Here is a 24,429-nt window from a genome sequence, read left to right as displayed (position 1 = left end):
TCTACTCATCAGAAATTTCTGATGACTTTTTTTCATCATAACCTTCAAGTGCAGCAAAAAACAACGCTTGCATTTCATCAAATCGCCTGCTCATTTCAAGAAAAAGGGAGCGAATGAGTTCTAATTCGCTATGCTCCTGAAGATCCAGAATTCTAAATAAAGCAGACTGAGCAGAACGGAAGGCACCAATGGTGGCATCGGCATGACGTCTTAAAAAAACGGAAACTTCATGGTGCGGCATATTGGCCATATTATCCGAAAGTTGTTCAGTTTTTTTACTGAATTCGATTGCAAGTTCAGTAAATGCTTCAAGCCAAGATTTTTTTTCTTCCATTTTAGTTAGATCCTCCAGTATATTTCCTGAGTGAATAACTCCGAAGGTGTCTGAGATGATAACCATTATAGACACTTGCTCTTTTTACAAGACATAACGTTTTGGTGCAAGGTCGATAAGATTTTTTATTGTAGGGTGATGAATAGGTATGCAGTGTTCTGTTGTAATAATAAAAATCTGACATTCAAACACCATACCATTACTTGTAATCTGTGGTCATCATGTTACAATACAGACGGAGGGCAATCCTGAAATTATGGTGCAAAATGCTTAAATGCAATAACTGGAGGAATGTATAGACAATGCAGACAAAAGCTATTCCTATTCAAGTGGGCGAAATGATCAAGATTCCTGTTCGAGGTCTTTCACCTATTTTTGAGCGAAAACTTCATGAAAAGCTTGTATTTACAAATCCCGAATATCAGCATCGTCATAATGCTGGATTGTGGATTGGAAACATTCCTCCCACAATATCGTGCATACGAAAAGTTCGAGGATATTACGTTATTCCAAGAGGTTTTTACCACGAACTGATAATATCTTGCCAGAGACTCAGACAGCCCTATAAGCTGGTTGATCTCAGAAGATCCTTTCCCCCTATTGATGTGGACTTTCATGGCTATCTCAAAGAATATCAGCAGCAAGCTGCAGAAGCGGTTTTGGAGAGAGACTTTGCAACGATTGTGGGCGGTTATAAGACAGGAAAAACGGTAATCGCTCTTTACACTATAACCGAACGAAAACAACCTACTCTTATAATGATACCCAAGCTGGAACTTCTTGAAAGTTGGTATAAGAAAATCCAGATATTTCTTCAGATCCCAGAAGAGGAGATCGGGCTTTACATTCAGGGGAATAAAACCATTGGAAAACGTATTACTATAGCTCATACGAGCGAAGTGGCTAAATACTGGGGAGAGCTTACCGATCAGTTCGGTTATATTATTCTGGACGATGCTCACCGTTGCCCAACTAGAATAATTACCCAAATTATTCCCAGATTCGATTCAATGTATATGTTGGCCATTTGTCACGAATTCAACCCTCAAGATAAACACTTCCAGATGATTAGATTCTACATTGGAGAGCCTGTATATTCAATAGATGCTAAAAGCGCTCGCGAAGGCTGTGGAGTAATAAAGGCTGAGGTAATCGCGAAACCTACCAATTTTACATATTCATATCGATCTAGAGCAGATTATCTTGGTATGTTTCAGCAACTTATGGAAGATCAATCGCGAACTGAGTTAATTGTAAAAGACATTGAAGAAGCTTTGCAGAAAGGCGATGGTCCAGTAGTCGTTATAACCGGAGGGCCAATCCAGGAAGAGATATTCTATCAGCTTTTATCTAATCGAGGTTATTCAGTCCACAAGGTTTCTATTCCTTATGATCTTCTTAAAGAATCGGATGAGAGAGATGCTTATGATGAAGAATCTGGTGGATTAAGTATGGCCGAACCCCCCGGTTACATACCTGACCACTACGACGTTCTTATAGTTACCCCTAGGATTCTCACCCACTGCTATCCTTACCTTAAAGGGATCAGGAGCATTTTTCTGGCTGTTCCTCTTTACTTTACCAATCCTCTCCTCAATGCTTTGAAAACCATCAGCACATCTGTCCCCGGAAATGGAGCTTCTGGAAAGGGTGAACAACCATTAGATCGCAGACATAAAAAGATAAAGATTTTCGATTATGTTGATACCAATATTGGGCTTTTATCAAATTATTTCAGAATGAGATCTTATAATTACGGATTCCCGCCTGATGTAATCTTGCAACACCATAAAGAAGGGGTTCAAAGTGGGTAAGATTTAAGCGGGTTTACATGCAGTTACGCTTCGTTGCTTTAGGGTCTCTCCTTAAGGGATGTCCCTATGTAATTACTTTGGGTGTACGTCCTCAGTTTAGTTGCTATTCCAGTGAAGATTTGTTCGCTCTTAAAATTACCCCGGTTGTTCTCTTCCCAACCAGTAAGTATGTGACGATTTTTCAAGCATCGGGAAAGCCGACCTTTCCTTCGCCTTTCTCCTACCATTTTCGAAAATGGCGATTTGCTCAATTTGCTCTCGCTTCTTATCTCAATGTACCTATGTTGAAAACCAGATGTTACAGAAGAAATACCTCAGCAGATGACGTCCTGGAAACATTCTCCCTCCCGCTAAAAATACTGGATCTAAAGAATGATCAATCTAAAGGAAAGCTTGTTACAACAAAAGAAAAGCTTGACGAAGAACTCAAGCTTAGGCAGCGTATGACCATCATTCAGGAAGAGTCAAAAGATATCATAGCCCGTCTTGTTCTCGTTTTTATCTTTTACGAACTGACCGGTTTCAAAACGGATAGTTCTATTAAAACTATTCCTAGTTCAGTTATTGAACAATCGCTTAAGATCGTTTACGAAGCCAATCTTGATGATATTGCTATTGAATGGATGCTCACCGAAAAAGGCTGGTTATTTGCCGGGCTTAACTTCCCACCAATGGTTTTCCTTTCGCCCGAAGGTAATACTGTTATTAATAGAAGAACTTTTCTATGCCATAAGTTCTCCCTATTTTCGGATGTTATCTCAGGAAAAGCTCCTGATTTTAATTACGGATATCGCCATTGAATAGGATGAAAAGTGCTGAAGAGTAGGTCTCGGAGATTTGATGTTGCTTCTTCACCAAGAATAATATCCAGAAGTTTTTTCTTTTTTTCGTGATAGATCACCTGGGGTTTTCCTTCAATGTGTGCCAGACTTTTTGCAAGTTCAATGGCGTCCTGAAGATTACCAAGTTCATCTACAAGTCCTAAACTTTTTGCTTTTGCTCCAGTCAATATCCTACCGTCTGCTATTTGTCGCACGGCTGATTCTTCCATGCCCCGAGCCCTGGCAACATCCTTTACGAACTGATCATGCACCTCGAGTATCGTGTCTTTCAGGAGCGTTTCTTCTTCTGGAGTCATAGGTCTAGACGGGTTTCCCGTATCTTTGAATTCTCCGCTTTTAATTACAACCGTGCTATAGCCTATTTTTTCGAAAAGCTTTTCGAAATTCGGGAAAACTGCAATTGCACCAATGCTTCCTGTCACGGTTCCCGGGTTTGCTACAACCTTGTTGGCTATACAGGATATGTAATATCCACCCGAAGTTGCCATACCACCAAGTGATGCTACCACAGGCTTTACACTTTTTGTTTTTTCCACTTCACGGTATATTTCCTGAGCTGCGCTGACGCCTCCCCCTGGAGAATCAACTCGCAGAATAATGGCTTTCACTTTGGGGTTTTCTCTGAAAAATTTCAGTCCTTCGATGTATTCCCGCGAATCTGCTATAAGCCCTTTAACCCAGATGATTCCAATCTGTGGGCCTGTTTTTAGGTCCTCCTTCTTATCCCAGAGTATATAACCAACCGTTATCAAAAGGGGAATTAGCACGAAGATTATAAAGAAAACCCACAAAATTCCTTTCAAAATTCCTCTCATGGCACACTCACAGTTTTATTTCTCTATCACAAATAGAAAGGGTGATCCCACAGTATCTTGTCCAACTCGGGAATCACCCTTTTATCATTCAGTTACTTTTGCTGAAGTAGATCCCCCAATTTTGGAGCTTCACTTTTCTGGGATGCTTTAAATTTCTCTATCTCTTCTCGCTCTAGATCTTCTACAAGCCGTTTGATGGACAGGCCGATCTTTCGTTCCTGCGGTGCCACATTTATAACCTTGGCTTCCACCGCTTGTCCTACTTGATAAGCCTGTAATGGATTGCCACCCTTCTGATGATCCCCTATCTCAGACACGTGGACAAGTCCCTCGATGCCTTCTTCAATTTCAACGAAAAGACCAAAATCGGTAATATTTGATACGGTTCCCGAAACCACAGTGCCAACAGGATAACGATCTCCTATAGTTTCCCATGGATCGGGTTCCAGTTGTTTAATTCCAAGAGAAAACTTCTTTTCGTTTTTATCTATATGGAGAACCTTTGCCCTAACTACCTGTCCTTTTTGGAAAACTTCCGAAGGATGCTTAATACGCTTGGTCCAGGAAATGTCGGATATGTGTATAAGCCCATCTATTCCTTCATCTATACCGACAAAAACGCCAAAGTCGGTAATATTTTTGATTTTGCCTTCAATAACAGTTCCAACGGGATATCGTTCTGCCACCACATCCCATGGATTTGGCTCAAGTTGCTTCAACCCCAATGAAATCCTGCGCCGGTCTTTATCTATACTTAACACAACGGCTTCAACCACATCACCGACATTCAAGATTTTGGACGGATGACGAATTTTCTCAGTCCATGACATTTCCGAGACGTGGATTAACCCTTCCACGCCTTTTTCCAGTTCGACAAAGGCACCATAATCGGCGATACTAACCACCCGGCCTTTCACTCTAGACCCCTCTGGATACTTTTGATCCACATCGCTCCAGGGATCAGGCGTCAGCTGTTTAAGCCCAAGAGACACTCTTTCATGTTCGCGATCGTAATGAAGAATTTTTACAGTAATCGGATCGCCGATCTTAAACATTTCCGATGGGTGCCCCACTCTACCCCAACTCATATCAGTAATATGGAGCAAGCCGTCAACACCGCCGAGATCGACAAAAACTCCATAATCGGTTATATTCTTTACATTTCCATTTACAACCTTACCTTCTTCAATCTTGGCAAGGGTTTCCGCCCTCTTGGCTTCACGTTCCTTTTCGAGAATAGCTCTTCTGGAAAGAACCACGTTCCGGCGGCGACGATTATATTTTAAAATCTTAAAAGTCATGGTTTTTCCAATTAGTGCATCCAGATCTTTTATGGGTCTTATGTCCACCTGGGAACCAGGAAGGAATGCAGGGATACCGATATCTACTGAAAGTCCGCCTTTTACCTTAGTAACGACTCGACCTTCAATGATTCCGTCCTCTTCATATACGCGACTAATTTCTTCCCATACTTTTATTTTTGCCGCCTTCTCTTTAGATAGATAAACTACCCCTTCGTCATCATCGTGATACTCAAGGAGCACATCCACTTCGTCACCTACTCGAACATTAATGGCACCTTTCTCATCTCGGAATTCGCTGGTGGGAATGATTCCTTCGGATTTATATCCTATATCGACCACAACATAGTCATTCGTAACATGGACAACTCTGCCTCTAACAACTTCACCTTCCTGAAAAGTTTGAAAACTTTGCTCGTATAAGTCATCAAGGTTTTCCTGCTCAAACTCGCTTCGACCGTCACCGCCAAACTTTGTCATTAGATGTGCCGCGTGAAATCCTTCTCGTCCATTTTCTATTCCTTCTTTTGTTGTCATAATGTTTCTTAACCCCCTTGCCTATTGAGAATTCGGCTTCAAAGAAGCCCGTGGATTGAAATAATGCATATCTGATAGCAAATTGTGAGAACGTTTACAATGGTTTTTATTTGATCTGTTTTACATTTCAGATCAAGCCAGAACACCTTTGACGATAGAGATCCACGATCTTATTCATTACATCTTCTATACTAACTCCGGTCGTATCAATCACTACTGCATCAGGATCTTTAATCAAAGGCGCTATGCTACGTCCCATATCAGCTTTATCTCTTTCTATAACATCTTTTAGCACTTCATCAAAAGCAACCTCAACACCCCGAGAAACAAGCTCCTGCCATCTTCTTGATGCTCGCTCCTCAGGGGTAGCAGTTAGAAAAATCTTAAGGCACGCATCCGGGAAAACCACTGTTGTGGCGTCGCGTCCCTCTACTACAACGGGAGCCTTAGCGGCAATGGATCTTTGCACTTCGTTGGCAAAGTCTCTTACCTCCTGGATCTTGGCAAGACGAGAAGCTTCCATGGCCACTTCTGGATCGTGAAGTTCCCCGTTGATCACCCTTCCCTGATACTTCACCATAAATTTTCCTTCCGCCACATCAAATTCCAGCGGAAAGAATTTAAGTTTACGAACAAAATCCTTTGGCTCTAAACCATGATTTGATCTTATAGAAACCCAAGCGCAGGATCTGTAAATAGCTCCACTACTGACAAAGAAAAATCCTAAACGCCGAGCTACTTCAGAACAAACGGTGGTTTTACCGGATCCTGCCGGTCCATCTACGGCTATAACGTTTAGCTTTCTTACGGACATCAAACCCGAACCTCTCCAAGCACTTCTTCTAGAGCAGCAACAAACCGTTCGTTCTCTTCTGGAAGTCCTACCGTTATCCTGATGAATCTCTCAAGCCCGTAAGAATCCATTGCCCGCACAATAACCCCTTTGCGTAGCATTTTTTGGTAAACCGTTCTAGCAGGAACCGGAAGTTTTATCAGGAAAAAGTTTGTATGAGTTGGTATGTATTCAAGTCCCATCGCCCCGATTTTATCATAAAGATATTTCAATCCTTCCCACACCACCTGCCTAGATCTATTCAGAAATTCGTCATCATCGAGCGCAGCAAGAGCACCTACTTGAGCGAGCATATTTATGTTGAAAGGCTGACGGACTCGGTCAAGGTAATCGGCTATTTCAGGATTTGTAAAGCCGTAACCTATTCTTAAGCCAGCAAGTCCATAGGCTTTCGAAAAAGTTCTCAAAGCAACCACATAAGGTCCCGACAAGGAAATATAGTCAATAGCGTTTATGGATGCGCCTTCTTGCATAAACTCAATATATGCTTCGTCAACCACTACAACTACATCTCGTGGAATATTTTTAAGAAAGGCATCCCATTCACTCAAAGATACTACGCTTCCGGTAGGATTATTGGGGTTGTTAACAATGATAACCTTGGTTCGGTCGGTTACCGCTGAAGCCATCCCTTTTAGGTCAACCCGGTAGTTGACTAGCGGGACAGGAATTGCTCGAGCTCCCACAACTTGAGCAACAATCTGATACATTAAAAACGATGGCTGAGGCATTACGATTTCGTCATCCCGCTGAAGAAAAGCTTTGGAGACCATCTCTATAATCTCATTTGACCCGTTACCGAGCACAATACCTGCAAACGGGACATTGAACTTCTCAGCCAGCTTGCGTCTTAAATAAAAGCTACTTCCGTCAGGATAACGATGAATCTTATCAAGAACCTGCTTGATGGCTTTAACGGCCTTTGGCGATGGTCCTAAAGGATTTTCATTGCTTGCCAGCTTTATGGCGTCTCTAATGCCATATTCCCTTTCGAGTTCTTCTAATGGCTTACCTGGAGGATAAGGCACAATCTGTTTAATGTAGTCAGGAACAATCATGAATACTTCCTAGCCCCTTTCGGTAACTAAAATTGACGAATCTCCATCTATACGAAAAAACCTTTATTTGCAAATATTTTGTGTGGGTTATTGTTATCTTAAGATATTGCAATCAATTTCCTTCAACTAGCTCACATAATGTCAAATTTTCTTTAATGATCTTTCTTTGCTTTGTCTCCAGAAACTTTTATGGTTAGAATTATAAATTGATAATTGGCAAACACAAGAAACAGTCTAGTCTCTATTCCTAAACAAAAACGGCAAAGGAGACAGAAGCACCATGAGTATTGGATTGACCAGCTTAACACCATCGTCTGATGCTTTGAAAATACACATGGAACTTACCAGACAGGCTCCTATTCAGATTGATTCGGTGTTTATGATTCTAAAAGAAGCAGTAAACGGAGCAAAAGGGCTTGAACAGCAAGCAGAAACACTTCTTACGGAATACCACCATCGCTACAAAAACTGGCAGGTTATCCTTGATGAAACCAAGAGATACATCACATCAAACCAGCGTTTTTGGGAAAAACATCCTTTACGAGGCCGGATTGTTTTTCTTTTAAGTAAAATTATCTTCGATGCTTTCATCCAGTCGTCTCAGCCAGCTGTTAAATCTGTAGCTATTGATGAATTGATAGTGTTTTGGAACAGAATTTTAGATTCAAATGTCCTAAAACCTCTAATCGGAAACCATAATGAAAGAGCTATCCAATCACTCGAAGATGCCAGGGAAATCGATGAGCTAAACGGGGCAATCATCGCCCTTTTCCTGGATAAACTGATTAAACTCGACGACGATCACTTTTTTATTTTGCTCAACAGCTTTTACTCTCTAAAACCTCTGGCTAAGAAACTTGTGATCCTATGGGAACATCAAGGAGAATTTTTACAAATTCTTCGCAACCTGCTTTTTCGAGTTTTTGATCAAACCTACAACTACTGGCTAAACAAAGAAGATCCTTGCGAATGGCTTAAACCCTACCTTGAATCTGATATAGATCTAGCATCTCTTGAAAGTTGTGTTGCCATAAGTCATGCAACACTCAGGTCTCACCTGAATCTTATGATCAAAACTCAATCCATTTCCAACCATGTCCAGGCTATAACAAAGTTAATCGAACTTCCAGATTACAGAGATATTGTGAGAGCTTATGAAAAATTCCCAGAAGAACTTCATAGGTATCATCTTCGCGACGTCACTCGCCTTAGCATGATAATACGGCTTAAAATTACCCAGGTTAAGGGACTTGAAGCTATTCAGGAAGAAATGCTTAATCTAGTAAATCGGGATCTTGCTTTGTGGCTAAAGAGTCAACCGGAAGAAACACTTGCTCAAACAATTGACACTGTTATGGAAATTCTCTCTGCAAGCTTTAATACCCATCCTGAAGCGGTGCTACGTTGCGTGCGCACTTTCGGTGTTGAAATTGTTTCAGGCGGCAACAAAAGGCTTATCGATCATTTCATTGATCGAGCTATTGCCTTAGGCTTTCAGACACCCCAGATTAAGGGAGTCAGCACCTACTGGCAGGTTCAGGTAAACAATGCCCATATTCTTAACATTCGTGTATGGTTGGATATTATCAAATGCGATCCCAAAAAAACCAGACAACTTCTATCGGCTCTCATCGTATATCTTTCTCTCACCGGAACTTGCATTCGAGATACAGATCTTTTCCAACGAGATGTAAGTGCTATACTACACGCTCCCATAGCTACTGTTTACAATTTGGTTAAACAAATGGCTCGGCTCTTCCCTGTTTACTTCAATGAAATAGGTGCTGAAGGGGTTTTAAGAAGCGTGTCCACAGAAGTTGATGAAATACACGGTAGAGGAGATCCCCTGGTTCATTTCCTTAGGAAACAAAGCCATGTAGAAAGTAATAATCTGACTGTGCCTTTTATTGAAGCCGTTTTTAAGTTTTGGTATTCTCTTGATCCATCCCACATAAAAACTTTCTTGCCTGGAGAAGTCTATAGCACTATTGATCCATCAAGTTCTTTTGTTCAGTATCCTCATAAACTCGTTAAAGCTCTGTTTGACGAAACTATCGTCAACAAAATTGAAGATCTTCTTGAACTCAGCGAGGAAACTCTTAACACTGTCTTTGATCGTATCCCGGATGTGCCGTCTAAAGAGAAGCGAAGAGTCGTTCTGATGGTAAAATTTTATCAACTCCTTTATGAAAAGTATAACCTCGACCCAAAAGACATAGTTGAATACCTCCATCGAGGTGCTCAACTCGGTCTTCCAAACCCGTCTGAATTGGTTGCCGCATTGGAGAACGGCGATAGCTTTTCAAAACTTAAAGCTATCCTGGATTATCTGTCAAAGCTAAAGAATGTTATCACAGAACCTTCAGAGCTAAGAGCTCAGGAAAACATTTACATTAAACGCCATATCGCCGTTGATATCCCATCCATGTATGGATCTTACAACGAGAAAAAGTTCGACGCTTTAGGATTAACCTTCAGGCTTGAAAATCTTGCAAACGTTCTCTTTGAAGAGATTCTTCAGTCTTTTGATCTTGGTTTTATTACTAGAGCGACCTTTTCGGAAATACTTCGTGTGTTTCCCCTTTTCATAAAGGCTCTGGAAATAGAAGGGATAAGGTCCACTCAACTTGAACGTTACTACGAAATGTTTGAAAAGGCTCTAGAAGTAAGAAGATTTTCTCACTCTCAGTATATGGACATATTCAGAGGATTTTCGGAGGCAATAAAGCAGATCATTACCTTGTATTATCATATTACTCATGAGCAGAACCTAAATCGAATTATTCCCCGGCTTAAGGATGAGGAACTCTTGCCTAAATACCGCCGCACGTCGGAAATGACTCCAAGGGAAAGGTTACAACAACTTTCGGAGACGGTGCTTAGAGATTTTGTAGCCAGAACTTTTGGACTTCAACACTTTGATAATTTCATTACCCGCATTCTATCCACTCTTTCTCACCAGAAATCGGTTTTCAGCCCTGATGCCCTGGATCTGCTCCTTAGCTACGAACCTGGTAAAACCATTACATCAATACAGAATCCCGATCCTCATCTCTATGATCCCATCCATCTTGGCAATAAGGGCTACAACTTGGCCACTCTTCACGAGTCAGGTATCAAAGTGCCTCCGGGTTTCATCATAACAACCGAATACTTCCGATGCAGGAGAGTTATTGAACATTTTCCTGACTCCAAAAGAGACTTCCAGGCTAGACTGCACAAATTTCTTGGAATGCTTGAGGAAGAAACAGGACGTTGTTTTGGATGTCCCACTAATACACTTCTTCTTTCTGTAAGAAGCGGTGCTACCATGTCAATGCCAGGCATGATGACAACATTTCTTAATGTGGGAATCAACGAAGAAATCGTAGAAGGACTCATCAGGCAAACTGGAGAAGTCTGGTTCGCCTGGGATAATTACCGAAGATTTCTTCAATCATGGGGTATGTCTTTTGGTATCGACAGAAATGAGTTTGACAGCATTATGAGAGCTCACAAAGAGATGCGGGGCGTGAAAGTCAAACGCCAGTTCAAACCCGAAGAAATGAGAGAAGTGGCTCGGGATTACCGTAGAGCTTTGGAAAGTTTTGGAGTGCCCATTTCTGACGACCCATGGGAACAACTCCTTACTTCTATTAACAAAGTTATTGAATCCTGGAATGCTCCCAAAGCCAGAACTTATCGAGAAATCATGGGCATATCCGACAATTGGGGAACAGCTGTTACCGTGCAAGCGATGGTATTTGGAAACTTGGACGAATCATCTGGAGCTGGAGTGATGTTCACTCACAATACCTGGGCTGCAGAAGAAGACATAGACCCGAACGGCGATTTTACTCTCGGCAACCAGGGAGAAGACGTCGTAGGCGGTTTGGTGAAAACTCTTCCCATATCCGAAAAACAGCGTCTCAGAGAGGCTGAACCTCGAGAAACTTCTCTAGAAAAGCTCTTCCCTGAAGTTTACAAAAAACTGGTCGAAATCGCCGAAGAACTCGTTTATAAACAACATTGGGGACCCCAGGAGATAGAATTCACCTTCCAGGGAAATGTAGGTGATAATCTGTATGTGCTTCAAAGCCGGAATATGACCCCTAGAGTATCCCGTCGGTATCGAGTCTTTGTTCCGACTCCGGCTCTTGCAGAAAGCTACCTTGCAAGCGGTATCGGAGTAAGTGGGGGGGCTATCTCAGGACGAATTGCTTTTGATTTAGAATCCATCGACAGGCTAAGGCGGGAATTTCCAGATGATCCGGTGATCTTTATCCGTCCAGATACCGTTCCTGATGATATCAAGGAAATTTCTTCGGCTGATGGAATTCTCACGGGCAGAGGTGGAGCCACGTCCCATGCCGCCATAGTGGCTCACAGATTAGGAAAAACCTGCGTAGTTGGTTGCACCAAAATGACCGTTTGGGAGCAAGAGCATCGATGTAGCATAAATGGACATACATTCCGCACAGGGGATATTATAAGCCTCGATGGAAGAAGTGGAGCCATCTATCGAGGCAACCATGAAACCAAGTGGGAAGATGAGGTTATAGCAAGCAGTTAGCAAGTCGACCAAAAGAGGAGGAACATCCATGAGTGATGAGAAGTTTGTGCCCCAGAGCCTTGGCATCAATGGGCTTGGTCGCATAGGTAAGCTTTCTTTGTGGCATCACGTAGAAAGGCAGTATTTTTCGGAACTTGTTATAAACGTTGGGCGAGATGTGGGAAAAGGTCTAGAAGACCTTGCTGAATACATAGAAAAGGACTCAACCTATGGTTCGCTTCATAATTTTATCTATGGATGTAGAGCCAAAAGAATAATTGAGGAGATAAACGACAAAGAAGGCACGATGAAAATAAACGGGGTTAAGGTTAAGGTGCTCCGAAAACATAGAAACCCTTCCGATATTGGATGGCGAGATCACAATGTTGAAATTGTTGTAGATGCTACTGGTGTTTTCCTTGATCCTACGACTCCTCCGGATGATCCAAAGGGTTCTTTAAGAGGGCATCTTGTTGCAGGAGCCAAAAAGGTTATACTCTCCGCCCCATTCAAAATAAAAGATAAGAGTAAATCCTTCCCTGAAGATACCATAACCACGGTTGTTGGTATAAATGACTACGCCTATGATCATAAAAAGCATGTCATCATTTCCGCTGCATCCTGCACAACCACATGTCTTGCCTACATGATGAAGCCACTTATTGACCATTTTGGTGCCCAACGCATCCTTTCGGCGTCCATGGCAACTGTTCACGCTGCAACCGGTTCTCAAGCAGTCCTCGATAGACTTCCTAAAGCTGGCGCAACCGATCTTAGAAAGACTCGATCTGTTTCTAACAACATTATACTAACTACCACCGGCGCCGCAAAGGCTTTAGCTTTCGTTATACCGGAGATGAAAAACATTGGTTTTATTGCCGAATCAGTTCGCGTCCCCTTAACAACTGGCTCACTTATCATTCTTGTAGTCTTGATTCAGGATGAAAGTTTCACCAATCCCGTAAATCGCGAAACCATCAATAACATTTACAAAGAAGCAATGAAGCGATATCCTGAAGGCTATCTGATATACTCAGAAGAACAGAATGTTTCCTCGGACATTATAGGCACTCCCCGAGCTGCAGCCATAATTGAAGGAACAGAAACTCACACAAGAACAGCCGCTGTTAGGTTCGACATTGATGAAATTTTAAGAACGGGCGCCACATCGGGAATGGAAGTTCCGCCCACAGAAGAAGAAATTCAGACACAAACAGCCAGCATTATTATGGAAAAAGGCAAACGTATTTTACAGATCCCCGTTACTCAAGCTGTTATCTACGGTTGGTATGATAACGAACTTGGTAGCTACACCAACATGCTGGGAGATCGCACAGTTATGGTCGCAAAAATGATGAGACAGTAAGCACCCGGTGCTCTGTGCCTGCTAAAGGCACAGAGCCGTGAGACCTTATTCACCTTCGAACTAGAGGAGGAAAAGATATGAGCGTCAAAGTAGTCATTAACGGCTTTGGGCGTATAGGACGGATGATATTTAGAGCAAACATTGATCGTGGGGAACCTCTGGAAATTGTTGCTATAAATGATCTTGGAAGTACGGCCGATCTTGCTCATCTTTTGAAATACGATTCCGTGCATGGACGTTTCAACGCTGAAGTCGGTTTCGATGCCGAATCTCTCATTGTAAACGGCAAAAAATACCGTTGTTGTAAAACTGCCGACCCTGCTGAAGCCCCTTGGCGAGAACTCAATGTTGACATAGTGTTGGAAGCAAGCGGGCGATTTACAGAAAGAAGTCAAGCTCAGAGACACATCGAAGCGGGAGCAAAAAAGGTTATTATTGGTGCTCCAGCCAAAAAAGCAGACGCTACCTTTGTAGTTGGAGTAAACCACGAACAATACGATCCCAGAAACCATCATGTTGTTTCTAATGCGTCCTGCACAACAAACTGCCTTGCTCCTATTGTCAAGGTGCTTCATGATAAGTTCCTTATTGAGCATGGTCTTATGACCACGGTTCATTCTTACACTATGGATCAACGCCTTTTGGACGCTCTGCATAAGGATAAAAGACGAGCGAGAGCAGCAGCTCTTTCTATGGTTCCAACAACGACTGGAGCCGCCGTAGCCGTCACCGAAGTTATCCCGGAACTCAAAGGAAAACTCGACGGATTAGCCATTAGAGTTCCAACTCCTAATGTTTCAATCGTGGATTTTGTTTGTAGAGTCTCAAAAAGCGTTACAGTAGAGGAAGTTAATGCTGCTCTTGAGGAAGCCGCAAATGACTATCTAAAAGGTATCCTTTATGTTGAGAAAGATGAACTGGTTTCGTGCGATTTTAACCATTCTACTTACTCCTCCATTGTTGATGCGCCTCTTACGAGGGTCATTGATGGACAGCTTGTGAAAGTCATGAGCTGGTATGATAACGAGTTCGGCTATTCAAACCGCATGATCGATCTCGCATTACACATGGGAAAACAGCTTTAGGCAAACAGGATTGGTGTTAAGCTATGGAGGGGTAAAGAGATGAAAAGAATTGATGATGTAAAGTTCTCGGGTAAAAGAGTATTTCTGCGGGCGGATTTCAATGTGCCGCTAGATAAAGATGGTAGAGTCACTGACGACACAAGAATTAGAGCCACTCTTCCTACTATCCAGAAAATCCTTAATGACGGTGGCAGATTGGTGGTAGCTTCTCACCTTGGAAGACCCAAGGGCAAACCAGCGCCTGAATTTTCTCTAAAACCCGTAGCAAAAGCTCTATCTGACCTTATTGACAAACCTGTTCCGATCGCACCTGATTGCATTGGCGAAACTGTTCAACAGATGGTTCAAAATCTAAAAGACGGCGAACTGATTATGTTGGAGAATCTCAGGTTCCATCAGGAAGAAGAGAAAAACGATCCTGAGTTTGCCAAAGCTCTGGTTGAGAATATTGATGTATATGTTAACGACGCCTTTGCTGTGTCACACCGCGCTCATGCGTCAGTTCATGCTGTAGTGCGTTTCGTGCCTGAATGTGTTGCCGGGTATCAGCTTCAGCAAGAACTGGATTATTACCATCGAGCTTTGGAAGCTCCAGAGCGTCCTATGGGATTTATTATCGGTGGAGCTAAAGTTTCCACCAAAATTGGGGTTCTGGAACATCTCCTGCCACGGTGTGACCTTATGGTTATAGGTGGAGCTATGGCAAACACTTTTCTTAAGGCGCTAGGAAAAGGTGTAGGAAAATCGCTTGTCGAAGACGAATATCTAAAAACGGCTCAGGAGTTTCTCGAAACGGCAAAAGCCCGTGGAATAGAAGTGCTTCTCCCTGAAGATGTTGTTGTCGCTCTATCACCAGAATCGGAATCAGAACCCTGTCGTCAGTTAGCCATTGGGGAAATCCCGGATGATGTTATGATATTCGATGTTGGAGAAAAAACTCTTGCTAAGTGGCGTGACGCTCTTTCACGATGCAAAACCATTGTGTGGAATGGACCGGTTGGTATGTTTGAAAAACCTCAATTTTCAAAAGGAACAATGGAGCTTGCTAGGTTCGTCGCAGGACTTGCTGCTCTCACTGTAGCAGGAGGAGGCGATACGGTTTCAGCTCTCCATCAAGCTGGAACTTATGAAAAAATGAGCTATGTTTCAACGGGTGGAGGAGCTTTCCTTGAGATGCTTGAGGGTAGGGAACTTCCAGGGGTGGTGGCACTAAAAGATTGCGGTAAGGATTTAGTCTAAACAAGGAGTTCTCGATGAAAGCTCGAAAATGTCTTATTGCTGCAAACTGGAAGATGCACAAAACTATCGATGAAGCAGTTAGTTTTGTCAGAGAATTTCAGAAGAAGCTTCCTTTTCGAGAAGATCGAGAAGTTATGATTGCTCCACCTTTTACAGCTCTTTATGCTGTCCGATCATTTCTTCATCGAGAAGACATATTTCTTGGCGCTCAAAATTGCCATTGGGAAGACAAAGGCGCCTTTACTGGCGAAATTTCTCCAGCGATGCTTTTGGACGTTGGTTGTTCCTATGTTATTGTGGGTCATTCCGAACGACGCCATATTTTTGGTGAAACTGATGAGGTTATTAACAAGAAAGTGTTAGCCCTATTGAAAAAAAGCCTTAATCCGGTTCTTTGTGTGGGAGAAAAACTTGAGGAGCGCGAAGCAGGTAAGACTTTTGATGTTGTAAAAGATCAGCTTCTAAAAGGGCTTAACGGTGTTGGCAAAGAAGAAGCAAGTAGAATTGTTATCGCTTACGAACCTGTGTGGGCTATAGGAACAGGACACACAGCCAAACCATATCAGGCTCAGGAAGTGCACGTTTTCATTAGAAGCGTTTTAGCAGAACTTTATGACAACGCTCTTGCAAGTTCCTTGCGAGTATTGTATGGAGGATCGGTTAAACCTGACAATGTGGATGAACTTATGGCGGAACGGGATGTTGATGGGCTTCTTGTAGGAGGCGCAAGCCTTGAAGTGGATTCGTTCTGCCGGATTGTATCTTATAAAGCTTAAAGTGAAAGGGGTGTAAGGCAAGAAGATGGAAACGCTACTCATTGTTTTCCATGTGCTGTTGTGTCTTTTCTTGATAGTTGTGGTATTGTTGCAAACGAGCAAAGGAGCAGAAATAGGAGCAGCTTTTGGCGGTGCATCGAGAACGCTTTTTGGAGCTTCTGGTGCTCCAACCGTTATGGGTAAGGTCACAGCAGTTGTGGCTATTTTATTTATGTTAACAAGCATTGTGCTGACTAGATATGCAGAACGTCCCAGTGTGCGGTCGGTAATGGATAAACCTCAGCAGACCGCACCCGCACCGGTTTTACCAGAAGCAAAGCCGGTTCCTGTAGCACCTCAGAGTAAGGAAGGGACTTCATCGCCTGCTCCTGAAAAAGTTTCTGAAAAAGACAAAGCTCCTGCTACAGCATCAGAACAGTCTCAGGTTCCTAAGACTGAAACAAAAAAATAGACTTGAAATTTGTGTCAAAATATGTATATTAGCAAATGCGAATGCCGAAGTGGTGGAACTTGGTAGACACACCATCTTGAGGGGGTGGCGGGGAGACCCGTGCCGGTTCGAGTCCGGCCTTCGGCACCATCTATAAGATCAAAAGGCCACGGTTTCGACCGTGGCTTCGTTATTTATGTGTTATGTGACGGTTTATGTGACGGTTTCCAAAATAGACCCTGATAAGAATCATAGACCAAAATCTTCCCTGTTTATGGGAAGCTGAGGGTTGTAGTAAGGATCATTGTCAAGAATAAAGGCCCATCTTTCTCGCATAGTGTCTATTTCTCGCCTGAAGCGTAGTTGTTTCTCAACAGTGTCTTCATATCCTCGACTCTTCGATTCATGATGATATAGTCTAACATGAGGAAGCACCACATGACGATAACCCTTGGTAAGAACTTTTAAGCAAAAATCTATATCGTTAAAGGCAACGCCAAGATCTTCATCAAATCCGCCAACTTCATTCCAGATATTTCGCCTTACCATCATGCAGGCGCCAGTTACGGCGGACCAGTTTGAAACGATCCTGAGCCTATCAAAATACCCAGGGTGATCGGCTGGAAGATGCTTAAAGGCATGTCCCGCTACACCTGGAGACCTAGGATCAGGAGAAATACCCAAAATAACTCCACCGTGCTGAATAGTATTATCTGGATAGATGAGAATCGCACCTACACAACCTATGGAGTCTCTCTGAGCATAAGCGGCCATTTCCTGTAACCAGGTCGTAGGACCAATAAGTTCCATGTCGTTATTCAAAAGCAGTAATATCTCTCCTTCAGAATTGGATGCCCCTAAATTGACCAGCCTTGAAAAATTGAAGGGTTCCCGACACTCCCGCACCTTAAATTGATGTCCCAGAATTTTGCGCCACTTTTCAAAGGTCTTAAAAGTTTCTTCTTCCACACTACCGTTATCTACAATCACGATTTCGTAGTTCTTATAGGTGCTTTTATGATGAACGGAAGTAATTGTTTTGTCGAGATCGTAGGATAGATCTCTAGTCGGAATTACGATGCTTACAAAGGGTTCCCCCTTTAGACTATATCGTATTAAATGACGACCTGGACCTACCTGATTAACTGTGGCTTCTTCTCCCCTTCTAATTAAAGCTTCTTCCACAGCGCGTTTTCCTGCTTCTGCAGCATAATCCTTGTGGTTTCCATCCATAGCCGTGGAACGACTGTGCATACGCCAGTGATAAAGCACTCTCGGAATATGGAATATTTTATCGGTTACTTCGGTAAGTCTCAGAATCAGATCCCAATCCTGAGCGCCTTCAAAGCCTTCTCGGAATCCACCAACTTTATCTATGAGTTCTTTTCGATACACTCCCAAATGCCCGGTGTACATCTCACCAAGCATTAATTCAGGCGACCAATCAGGTTTGTAAAAAGAATCTCCATAACTGCCGTCAGGACGAATTTTGTCTTCGTCAGAGTAAATCATGTCGGCGTCGGGATGTTTATTTATAAGACGCACAACTTCCAGGAGTGCATCCAGGGTAAGTTCATCGTCATGATCCAAAAACGCAACAAATTCACCAGTTGCTATAGAAAGTGCATCATTGGAAGCTTTAACAATGTGGCCGTTAATTTCTCGAAATTTTAACCTGATTTTGCTGGGAAATCTTGAAGCAAAAGATTCAATTATTTTTTTTACATGCGGCTTTTTAGAACAGTCATCCACAATACACAATTCCCAGTTTTCGTAATATTGATTTGCAACCGATTCTAAAGCTGCCATCAGATGAGACGGTTCCGGATCATAAACAGGCATGACAATACTAATAAGAGGCTTGTAGGAAAGAGTTTGAAGAATCTTTTGAGCTTCCTGATGAGAAAGGGGTGCAAAATAAACCGTCTGTTGGATCTTAAAAATTCTTTTTCTGAACCAATTGATTGTTTTTAGTATCGTGGCATATAAACCTATGGTCTTGTAATAGGCAAAAAACTTTTTTACAAGAACCACAGACGAGTTGATTCTGCGTTTTACTTGACGAGCTTTTCCAGATGTCCAGCGCATAGGGGCAGTAACCTTCCAGGAACGAGAGTTGAAAACGGCGTTCAAGGCATTCTGTAATTCGCTTATCTGGGCTTTCATTAAGCTAGCAGATTGTTGAAATAACTTTTCCTTCTCAGCTAGAACTCTTTGAAATTCTGCTTCTTTTTCACTAAAAACCCGCCGAAATTCTGCTTCCCTTTCGCTAAGAACCCGCTGAATTTCTGCCTTTTCTCTCTGCTGACTCTCAAAGATGGCTTTTAGTTCCATCAAAGCCTGCGATGTATTCAGGAAATCTCTGTATTGAGCCGAGACGAAATCGAAAAAACCTCTGGTAAGATCTTCTGGCGTTATCAATTTTAGATGTTTATCGTAAAATTTCTTGCGATAGGGAAATTCTTCTGAAAAATCCTGTCTGAAAACAAAGGCTCTACCACCAAAGGATCGATAAACAGCAACCTTATGGGGAACATAGAGAAAGCTTCCCCGCCCTGAAAGTCTGTAAATAAAATCCCAGTCTTCCAGCCGATCAAAAGACTCATCAAAGCCGCCAATCTCGATAGCAAGCCTTCGCCTGAATAAAAGTCCACAGGTTGGAATATAGTTATTGAGAAACAAAGCTTCCCGAGAAAATTCTCTTCCGAAGAGACCCAACGTCCTTTTTGTTCCGTCAGGTAAAGGTTCTATCAGTTCAACCTGACCGTAAACCACGGAAGCCGTTCTGCCATACCAGAGAAGAACTGCCAGAGCGTCCTTCTCCATAAGGTCATCATCATCAAGAAGTCCAACCCATTCACCTTGAGAAACTTTAAGACCAACATTAGCAGCCTTTGCTCGCCCACAGGATGTTTCATGCGCAATATAAGTGACTTTGTAAATCCTTCCTTCAAAACTCTTTACAAGCTCTTCCACATCTTCGCCACCATCGTTTACAACAACAGCTTCCACCTTTGGGTAAGACTGCCAGGCAAGACTTTCAAGAGCTTCTTGGAGAAGACGTGGACGGTTTTTGGTTCTAACTATGATGGAAACAAGAGGATATTCATCAATGTTTTTCAATCCTTCAATATATCGTTTGGGAATTCTTAGCACATCAAAGGGGGTTTCCATTGTTTCGAGAGCGTAAAAACCTTCGGCGTATAAAACGTCAGGTGAAAGGCTAAAAGCACGAGCCCTATTAAGGGCAAGCACAGTATCTTCGTAGGGTCTTTCTTTTAGCTGGCTAGTGTAAGCCTGAATAGCTTGTTTTTTAACATCTATAGTAGAAGTGATATCTATAAGCCGATTTGCTTCGCCCTGCTTTGTGATTTCGTACAGCCATACCTGTCCGGTAAAACCTATTTCTTTAAGAATTTCCCAGGCAAAAATAGTTGTTGCTCTGTGATCTGGATGAAATTCAAAAGGCGAAGGCAGGAAAACAGTCCTTGGTTTAACTTCTTCAACAATTGAAGGAAGTTTCTTATGAAATAGGAGTTGATTTTCCTCTACTTTACGATCTGCTATCCCCCAGCAGATTACCTTCTCAACACCCAAAATACCTGTGGCCGCGACAGCTTCCGATTGCCTTGTTTGACTATCTCCTGCTTGAGACCCATCAGTAACAATCACTACGAAGACTCGAATACCTCGTCTAGCAGCGAGCGCAATAGTTCCACCCATTCCAAAGGTCTCATCATCCGGGTGAGGAGCTATTATCAGATATGGTCCTTCTGGAATGTCAGAAGGCTGATAGGGAATTAAATACTCTTCGGGCTGAAGCATTTATTAAACCTCTCTAGGTATTCCTGAAAAAATCCCACAGAAATGACATAGAAAATAAAATATGGAGGGCGATCCGGGGATCGAACCCGGGACCTTTGGTTCCGGAGACCAACGCTCTCTCCACTGAGCTAATCGCCCTCGTTATTATTAAACTTCTTTTACCAGCTAGGTTTAATAAAGTCAACATGGGCAGGATGAAGCCTTTATTTCACCAAGATGCAAACTCACCATCCCCATTTGCGAAAAAATGTAATAGCTGAGCGAATGTTATTCATCATGAGCCTGGGATTTCTTGCCATGGGGCGATTCCAGTCATGAACTACTTGAGCCTGAGGAAGATATACGATTCGCCCAATGTGTCTGAGCTTTCTCGAAAGATCATAGTCTTCCCAGTATAAGAAAAACCTTTCGTCAAAGCATCCCACTTTACGCAGGGCATCAGTCCTGCACCACATACAGCACCCGCTCATAATGTAACCTTCCTGCACTTTATCCATGTTAACATCTCTACACTCATATCGCCGATAGCGCCGTAACCGAGAAAGAGCTGGCAAAAATATAGCCATAAAGCGCAAAAGAGCGTCAATCGGTGTTGGATCACGTCTCAGGAGATATTGCAGAGAACCATCCAAAGAAAGAACTTTAGGACCAATTAGCACCACACCATTGTTAGCTTCAGTATATTCGAAAAAAGCCGTTAGCGTGTTTGGATGAAGGTAAACGTCAGGATTCAGAATCAAATGATACTTGAAACAGTGGCTTTGTATCGCTCTATTGTGGGCAACTCCATATCCTACGTTTTTTCCGAGCACATCTACAACTACCTGGTGCTTCGGATGATTCATTCCAAAATAGCAAGTTCTAACAAGACCCTCAACAACGTCCCTATCAACAGGAGGGACAGAATTATCCACCAGAAATAGGGTTGACTTTCCGTCAAACCCTGCTCTATCGAGAACTGAAAATGATTCTTTAAGGCACCGAAGGGTTTGTGATAATTTATCAATGCTAGGCTTAAAAACAACAATGGAAACCCCAACACCGGTTTTCGTAGATGGACAACCTGGGCTATATTTGAAAGGATCCAGTGTCATGCGCCGTTATCCCAAAATCGCTTTAACTGGAGGTATAGCAAGTGGCAAGTCAACAGTGGCTCGGATGTTGCAGGCAAAAGGAGCCCTTATCATAGACGCCGACAGTGTGGCCAGGGAAGTTGTCGAACCTGGAACCGCCTGTTGGCAGGCTCTCAGAGATGCTCTGGGAACCACCTTTTTTGATCCATCTGGACGGCTCGATCGTAAAGCTCTCAGGAAAGCTATCATGGAAAATCCTGAGATCAAAAAGCGGCTTGAAAGCATAACTCATCCCGCCATAGTTTTTGAAATGAATGCCCGATGGGAAGATTCTATCGTCAGAGATCCTAATCGGATTGTTATTTTTGATGTCCCACTTCTTTTTGAGGTCAACCTTCACCATCGGTTTGATTTCATAATAGTAGTTTATGTTCCAAGAAACATCCAGCGGGAACGACTCGCCGCAAGAGATGGCATTTCCATAGAAGAAGCCGAACAGTTTATAATGCTCCAAAAAGACATCGAATTGAAAAAGGCCCAAGCTTCTGCCGTTATCGTTAATGACGGAGACATCGAACATACAGTTAGTCAAGTTGATGCGCTCTGGGACAAACTTGAAAGGTTCTGGCATGATTTTAAAGCTCCTGAAGCACTTCAACCCTAGAAAGAGATCGAAGACTCTTTCTCCATCCGTCCCAGTAAGAACGGGTAAGCTGTTCCACTAACATTGGCTTGAATCGCTTTGCTTCGTCTTCAACAACCTTTTCATCCGGCATCTTGACATCTATCCACTGGCAAACTTTATAGCCTGTCATGCCCTTTATAGGCTTTTCAGTAAAAGGCACTGCTTCGGTAAGATCCATTAGCCGCTCAAGTTCATCTCCCCATACTCCAAAACCAATGTCTGGTTTAAGACGATTAAGGAATGGGGATTTTTCTGCCTTAATATTTATTTCTGCAGCAACTTTCTCTAGAGATCCAGCATTTCTGGCTCGTTCCAGGAAACTGCTAGCTTCTTTAAGGGCTTGTTCCTCAGCCTTTTCTCTTCGGTAGTCCTTTTCAACTCTGTCTTTTATTTCATCTAAGCCAGGAATTCTTGGAGGCTGTATGGCTTTAACTTGAGCTACTATAAAGCCATTTTTAACTTCAAGTACATCAGAGACGCCTTTGTCCGGGAGTTCGAAAAGTTTTTTCACAACTTCTGTGTTTTCAGGAAAAGCTGGCAGTGGTTGAGACACCGAAAGCCATTCATTTACATCGACCAATACAAGTCCTCTCTTAGCAGCGCTCTGCATAATATCTTTTGCCGCAAAAGCTGCATCAGCAAATTCTTTTGCCTTTGAGTAAGCCTCATCCCTTGCTTTAATTTCTGTAAGTTTCTCCTTTATGTTGTTCTTCACATCATCGAAGGGAAGATCTCTTTCCGGTCTTACATCTTCGACTTTTATAATGTGAAATCCAAAAGGTGTTTGCACAAGATCACTTATTTCCCCCGCTTTCATAGCAAAAGCCGCATCGGCAAATTCTTTGATCACCTGGGACTCCGTAATATATCCAAGATCCCCACCGTTCATTGCTGTTCCCGGATCCTCGGAGTAATTTTTAGCAAGAGTGGCAAAATCCTGACCAGCCTTTGCAAGATTCAATATTTCTTGAGCCTTCTTTCTTACCGCTTCTACTTGTTCAGAAGGAGCATCAGGATCTACTCGGAAAAGCACATGTCTGGCGTGAACTGCTTTGTCCTGGTGGTAATCCTTGCGGTGTTCTTCGTAGTAATTTTTCAGTTCATCATCGGTTATAGACACATTTTTTGCGAAGTCAGATAAGGGAAACAAAACATAGGCTATCTTGCGTTTTTCAGGTTCTTCGTAGAGCTTTTCGTGAGCCGCATAATATGCCTTCAAGTTTTCATCTGTAATAGAAATTCCAGACTCATATTTAGCCCACGGAACATCTATGCACAGGAACTGTTTATCCGTCTTGAGCATTCTTACGTAATCTATCACTTCCTTATCTGAAACAGTAACCTGGCGAACTACCAGATCTTCCAGTTTTTTCAATGTAAGTGTCTGAGCAAGCTCCTGTTCAAATATTTCCGGGGTCATACGATTCTGCTGAAGGATAAGCTGATATCTTCTGAGGTCAAACTGCCCGTTGGTTTGAAAGGCGGGAATTGCTTTTATGGTTTCTTGCAATTCGGCAGGCGAAATACTAATGCCCAGTTCAGAAGCTTTTTTCAGCAAAAGAACACGATCAATCAGCAGATCGAGTGCTTGTTGTTTAACATTAAACTTGCTAAGCATTTCTTCAGAAAAGTCTTTACCTAACTGACGTCGGTAAAAATCTCTTAGTTGTTCATAAGCCTTGGCATACTGCTGCCAAGTGATATAAACATCGTCAATTCTGACGAGATGGCTTTTTCTGCGCTCCTGGTAGGAATATCCTCCCCAGAGGACAAACACTATTACGATCAGGATAAGAATGGTCTTTATTAGCCACGAAGAGGCATTCTTTCTGAGCGAACCAAGCATAAAATTATTTTCCTCCTGC

The 24,429-nt window shown here is 42.6% G+C and carries 17 protein-coding genes and 2 tRNA genes; 10 read left to right on the top strand and 9 right to left on the bottom strand.

From position 1 onward, the window contains the following. Position 1 precedes the first annotated feature (1 nt). The gene (locus WHS38_04835; GenBank protein ID MEJ5300296.1) at positions 2 to 334 is read right to left on the bottom strand and encodes a hypothetical protein; all 333 of its coding nucleotides are present in this window, start codon (positions 332 to 334) and stop codon (positions 2 to 4) included. A gap of 302 nt (positions 335 to 636) precedes the next feature. Between WHS38_04835 and WHS38_04830 the strand changes: the two genes are divergently transcribed. Next, on the top strand, positions 637 to 2,148 hold the full coding sequence (locus WHS38_04830) for a DEAD/DEAH box helicase family protein (GenBank protein MEJ5300295.1): 1,512 nt from the start codon (positions 637 to 639) through the stop codon (positions 2,146 to 2,148). Between the two features lie 17 nt (positions 2,149 to 2,165). Further along, the gene (locus WHS38_04825) at positions 2,166 to 2,948 is read left to right on the top strand and encodes a hypothetical protein (protein ID MEJ5300294.1); all 783 of its coding nucleotides are present in this window, start codon (positions 2,166 to 2,168) and stop codon (positions 2,946 to 2,948) included. Here WHS38_04825 and sppA read toward each other — a convergent pair. From sppA to hisC, 4 genes are all read right to left on the bottom strand, one after another. Continuing rightward, positions 2,930 to 3,805 carry a signal peptide peptidase SppA gene (gene sppA / locus WHS38_04820; protein MEJ5300293.1) on the bottom strand — a complete coding sequence of 292 codons (876 nt, stop codon included), beginning with the start codon at positions 3,803 to 3,805 and terminating at the stop codon, positions 2,930 to 2,932. The genes WHS38_04825 and sppA overlap by 19 nt on opposite strands. A 92-nt stretch (positions 3,806 to 3,897) precedes the next feature. Continuing rightward, positions 3,898 to 5,643 carry a 30S ribosomal protein S1 gene (locus WHS38_04815; protein MEJ5300292.1) on the bottom strand — a complete coding sequence of 582 codons (1,746 nt, stop codon included), beginning with the start codon at positions 5,641 to 5,643 and terminating at the stop codon, positions 3,898 to 3,900. A 127-nt stretch (positions 5,644 to 5,770) separates the two neighbouring features. Next, a complete protein-coding gene (gene cmk, locus WHS38_04810; protein MEJ5300291.1) occupies positions 5,771 to 6,457 on the bottom strand; it encodes a (d)CMP kinase in 687 nt (228 codons plus the stop codon). Next, positions 6,457 to 7,554: a histidinol-phosphate transaminase gene (gene hisC, locus WHS38_04805; GenBank protein ID MEJ5300290.1), complete on the bottom strand. Its 1,098-nt coding sequence runs from the start codon at positions 7,552 to 7,554 to the stop codon at positions 6,457 to 6,459. The genes cmk and hisC overlap by 1 nt, the downstream gene beginning before the upstream one ends. A gap of 280 nt (positions 7,555 to 7,834) precedes the next feature. On the opposite strand from hisC, the gene WHS38_04800 reads away from it, so the two are divergent. From WHS38_04800 to WHS38_04770, 7 genes are all read left to right on the top strand, one after another. Continuing rightward, positions 7,835 to 12,106: a PEP/pyruvate-binding domain-containing protein gene (locus WHS38_04800; GenBank protein MEJ5300289.1), complete on the top strand. Its 4,272-nt coding sequence runs from the start codon at positions 7,835 to 7,837 to the stop codon at positions 12,104 to 12,106. Positions 12,107 to 12,134: 28 nt separating this feature from the next. Then, on the top strand, positions 12,135 to 13,451 hold the full coding sequence (locus WHS38_04795) for a glyceraldehyde 3-phosphate dehydrogenase NAD-binding domain-containing protein (GenBank protein MEJ5300288.1): 1,317 nt from the start codon (positions 12,135 to 12,137) through the stop codon (positions 13,449 to 13,451). Between the two features lie 77 nt (positions 13,452 to 13,528). Then, on the top strand, positions 13,529 to 14,536 hold the full coding sequence (gene gap / locus WHS38_04790; GenBank protein MEJ5300287.1) for a type I glyceraldehyde-3-phosphate dehydrogenase: 1,008 nt from the start codon (positions 13,529 to 13,531) through the stop codon (positions 14,534 to 14,536). A 39-nt stretch (positions 14,537 to 14,575) separates the two neighbouring features. Then, positions 14,576 to 15,775, top strand: coding sequence for a phosphoglycerate kinase (locus WHS38_04785; protein ID MEJ5300286.1), 1,200 nt, complete (start codon positions 14,576 to 14,578; stop codon positions 15,773 to 15,775). 14 nt (positions 15,776 to 15,789) lie between these two features. Beyond that, positions 15,790 to 16,551, top strand: a complete 762-nt coding sequence (gene tpiA / locus WHS38_04780) for a triose-phosphate isomerase (protein ID MEJ5300285.1) — start codon at positions 15,790 to 15,792, stop codon at positions 16,549 to 16,551. Between the two features lie 25 nt (positions 16,552 to 16,576). Beyond that, entirely contained in the window at positions 16,577 to 17,002 is a 426-nt protein-coding gene (gene secG, locus WHS38_04775) for a preprotein translocase subunit SecG (protein MEJ5300284.1), read from the top strand. 43 nt (positions 17,003 to 17,045) lie between these two features. Further along, positions 17,046 to 17,131, top strand: a tRNA-Leu gene (locus tag WHS38_04770). A 99-nt stretch (positions 17,132 to 17,230) separates the two neighbouring features. Here WHS38_04770 and WHS38_04765 read toward each other — a convergent pair. The 3 genes from WHS38_04765 to WHS38_04755 all read right to left on the bottom strand — a co-directional run bounded on the left by WHS38_04765 (position 17,231) and on the right by WHS38_04755 (position 21,900). Next, a complete protein-coding gene (locus WHS38_04765; GenBank protein ID MEJ5300283.1) occupies positions 17,231 to 20,806 on the bottom strand; it encodes a glycosyltransferase in 3,576 nt (1,191 codons plus the stop codon). Between the two features lie 62 nt (positions 20,807 to 20,868). Beyond that, positions 20,869 to 20,944, bottom strand: a tRNA-Arg gene (locus WHS38_04760). A gap of 86 nt (positions 20,945 to 21,030) precedes the next feature. Further along, positions 21,031 to 21,900 (bottom strand): glycosyltransferase, encoded by an 870-nt coding sequence (locus tag WHS38_04755; protein ID MEJ5300282.1) that lies wholly within the window; start codon positions 21,898 to 21,900, stop codon positions 21,031 to 21,033. Between WHS38_04755 and coaE the strand changes: the two genes are divergently transcribed. After that, on the top strand, positions 21,899 to 22,543 hold the full coding sequence (gene coaE, locus WHS38_04750; protein MEJ5300281.1) for a dephospho-CoA kinase: 645 nt from the start codon (positions 21,899 to 21,901) through the stop codon (positions 22,541 to 22,543). The two genes, WHS38_04755 and coaE, sit on opposite strands and share 2 nt — an antisense overlap. Here coaE and WHS38_04745 read toward each other — a convergent pair. Beyond that, the gene (locus WHS38_04745; protein ID MEJ5300280.1) at positions 22,515 to 24,410 is read right to left on the bottom strand and encodes a SurA N-terminal domain-containing protein; all 1,896 of its coding nucleotides are present in this window, start codon (positions 24,408 to 24,410) and stop codon (positions 22,515 to 22,517) included. The genes coaE and WHS38_04745 overlap by 29 nt on opposite strands. Positions 24,411 to 24,429: the final 19 nt, after the last annotated feature.

The sequence above is a fragment of the Thermodesulforhabdaceae bacterium genome (genome assembly GCA_037482015.1).
In the GTDB taxonomy this organism is placed as follows: Bacteria; Desulfobacterota; Syntrophobacteria; order Syntrophobacterales; family Thermodesulforhabdaceae; genus JAOACS01.
The sequence above is the reverse complement of the archived record's forward strand: the minus strand, read 5'-3'. Positions and strand labels throughout refer to the sequence as shown.

What these genes read in the sequence shown, in the direction of transcription:
- WHS38_04835 (MEJ5300296.1), bottom strand. Translation starts at nt 334, where the DNA reads ATGGAAGAAAAAAAATCTTGGCTTGAAGCATTTACTGAACTTGCAATC.
- WHS38_04830 (MEJ5300295.1), top strand. Translation starts at nt 637, where the DNA reads ATGCAGACAAAAGCTATTCCTATTCAAGTGGGCGAAATGATCAAGATT.
- WHS38_04825 (MEJ5300294.1), top strand. Translation starts at nt 2,166, where the DNA reads ATGCAGTTACGCTTCGTTGCTTTAGGGTCTCTCCTTAAGGGATGTCCC.
- sppA (MEJ5300293.1), bottom strand. Translation starts at nt 3,805, where the DNA reads ATGAGAGGAATTTTGAAAGGAATTTTGTGGGTTTTCTTTATAATCTTC.
- WHS38_04815 (MEJ5300292.1), bottom strand. Translation starts at nt 5,643, where the DNA reads ATGACAACAAAAGAAGGAATAGAAAATGGACGAGAAGGATTTCACGCG.
- cmk (MEJ5300291.1), bottom strand. Translation starts at nt 6,457, where the DNA reads ATGTCCGTAAGAAAGCTAAACGTTATAGCCGTAGATGGACCGGCAGGA.
- hisC (MEJ5300290.1), bottom strand. Translation starts at nt 7,554, where the DNA reads ATGATTGTTCCTGACTACATTAAACAGATTGTGCCTTATCCTCCAGGT.
- WHS38_04800 (MEJ5300289.1), top strand. Translation starts at nt 7,835, where the DNA reads ATGAGTATTGGATTGACCAGCTTAACACCATCGTCTGATGCTTTGAAA.
- WHS38_04795 (MEJ5300288.1), top strand. Translation starts at nt 12,135, where the DNA reads ATGAGTGATGAGAAGTTTGTGCCCCAGAGCCTTGGCATCAATGGGCTT.
- gap (MEJ5300287.1), top strand. Translation starts at nt 13,529, where the DNA reads ATGAGCGTCAAAGTAGTCATTAACGGCTTTGGGCGTATAGGACGGATG.
- WHS38_04785 (MEJ5300286.1), top strand. Translation starts at nt 14,576, where the DNA reads ATGAAAAGAATTGATGATGTAAAGTTCTCGGGTAAAAGAGTATTTCTG.
- tpiA (MEJ5300285.1), top strand. Translation starts at nt 15,790, where the DNA reads ATGAAAGCTCGAAAATGTCTTATTGCTGCAAACTGGAAGATGCACAAA.
- secG (MEJ5300284.1), top strand. Translation starts at nt 16,577, where the DNA reads ATGGAAACGCTACTCATTGTTTTCCATGTGCTGTTGTGTCTTTTCTTG.
- WHS38_04765 (MEJ5300283.1), bottom strand. Translation starts at nt 20,806, where the DNA reads ATGCTTCAGCCCGAAGAGTATTTAATTCCCTATCAGCCTTCTGACATT.
- coaE (MEJ5300281.1), top strand. Translation starts at nt 21,899, where the DNA reads ATGCGCCGTTATCCCAAAATCGCTTTAACTGGAGGTATAGCAAGTGGC.
- WHS38_04755 (MEJ5300282.1), bottom strand. Translation starts at nt 21,900, where the DNA reads ATGACACTGGATCCTTTCAAATATAGCCCAGGTTGTCCATCTACGAAA.
- WHS38_04745 (MEJ5300280.1), bottom strand. Translation starts at nt 24,410, where the DNA reads ATGCTTGGTTCGCTCAGAAAGAATGCCTCTTCGTGGCTAATAAAGACC.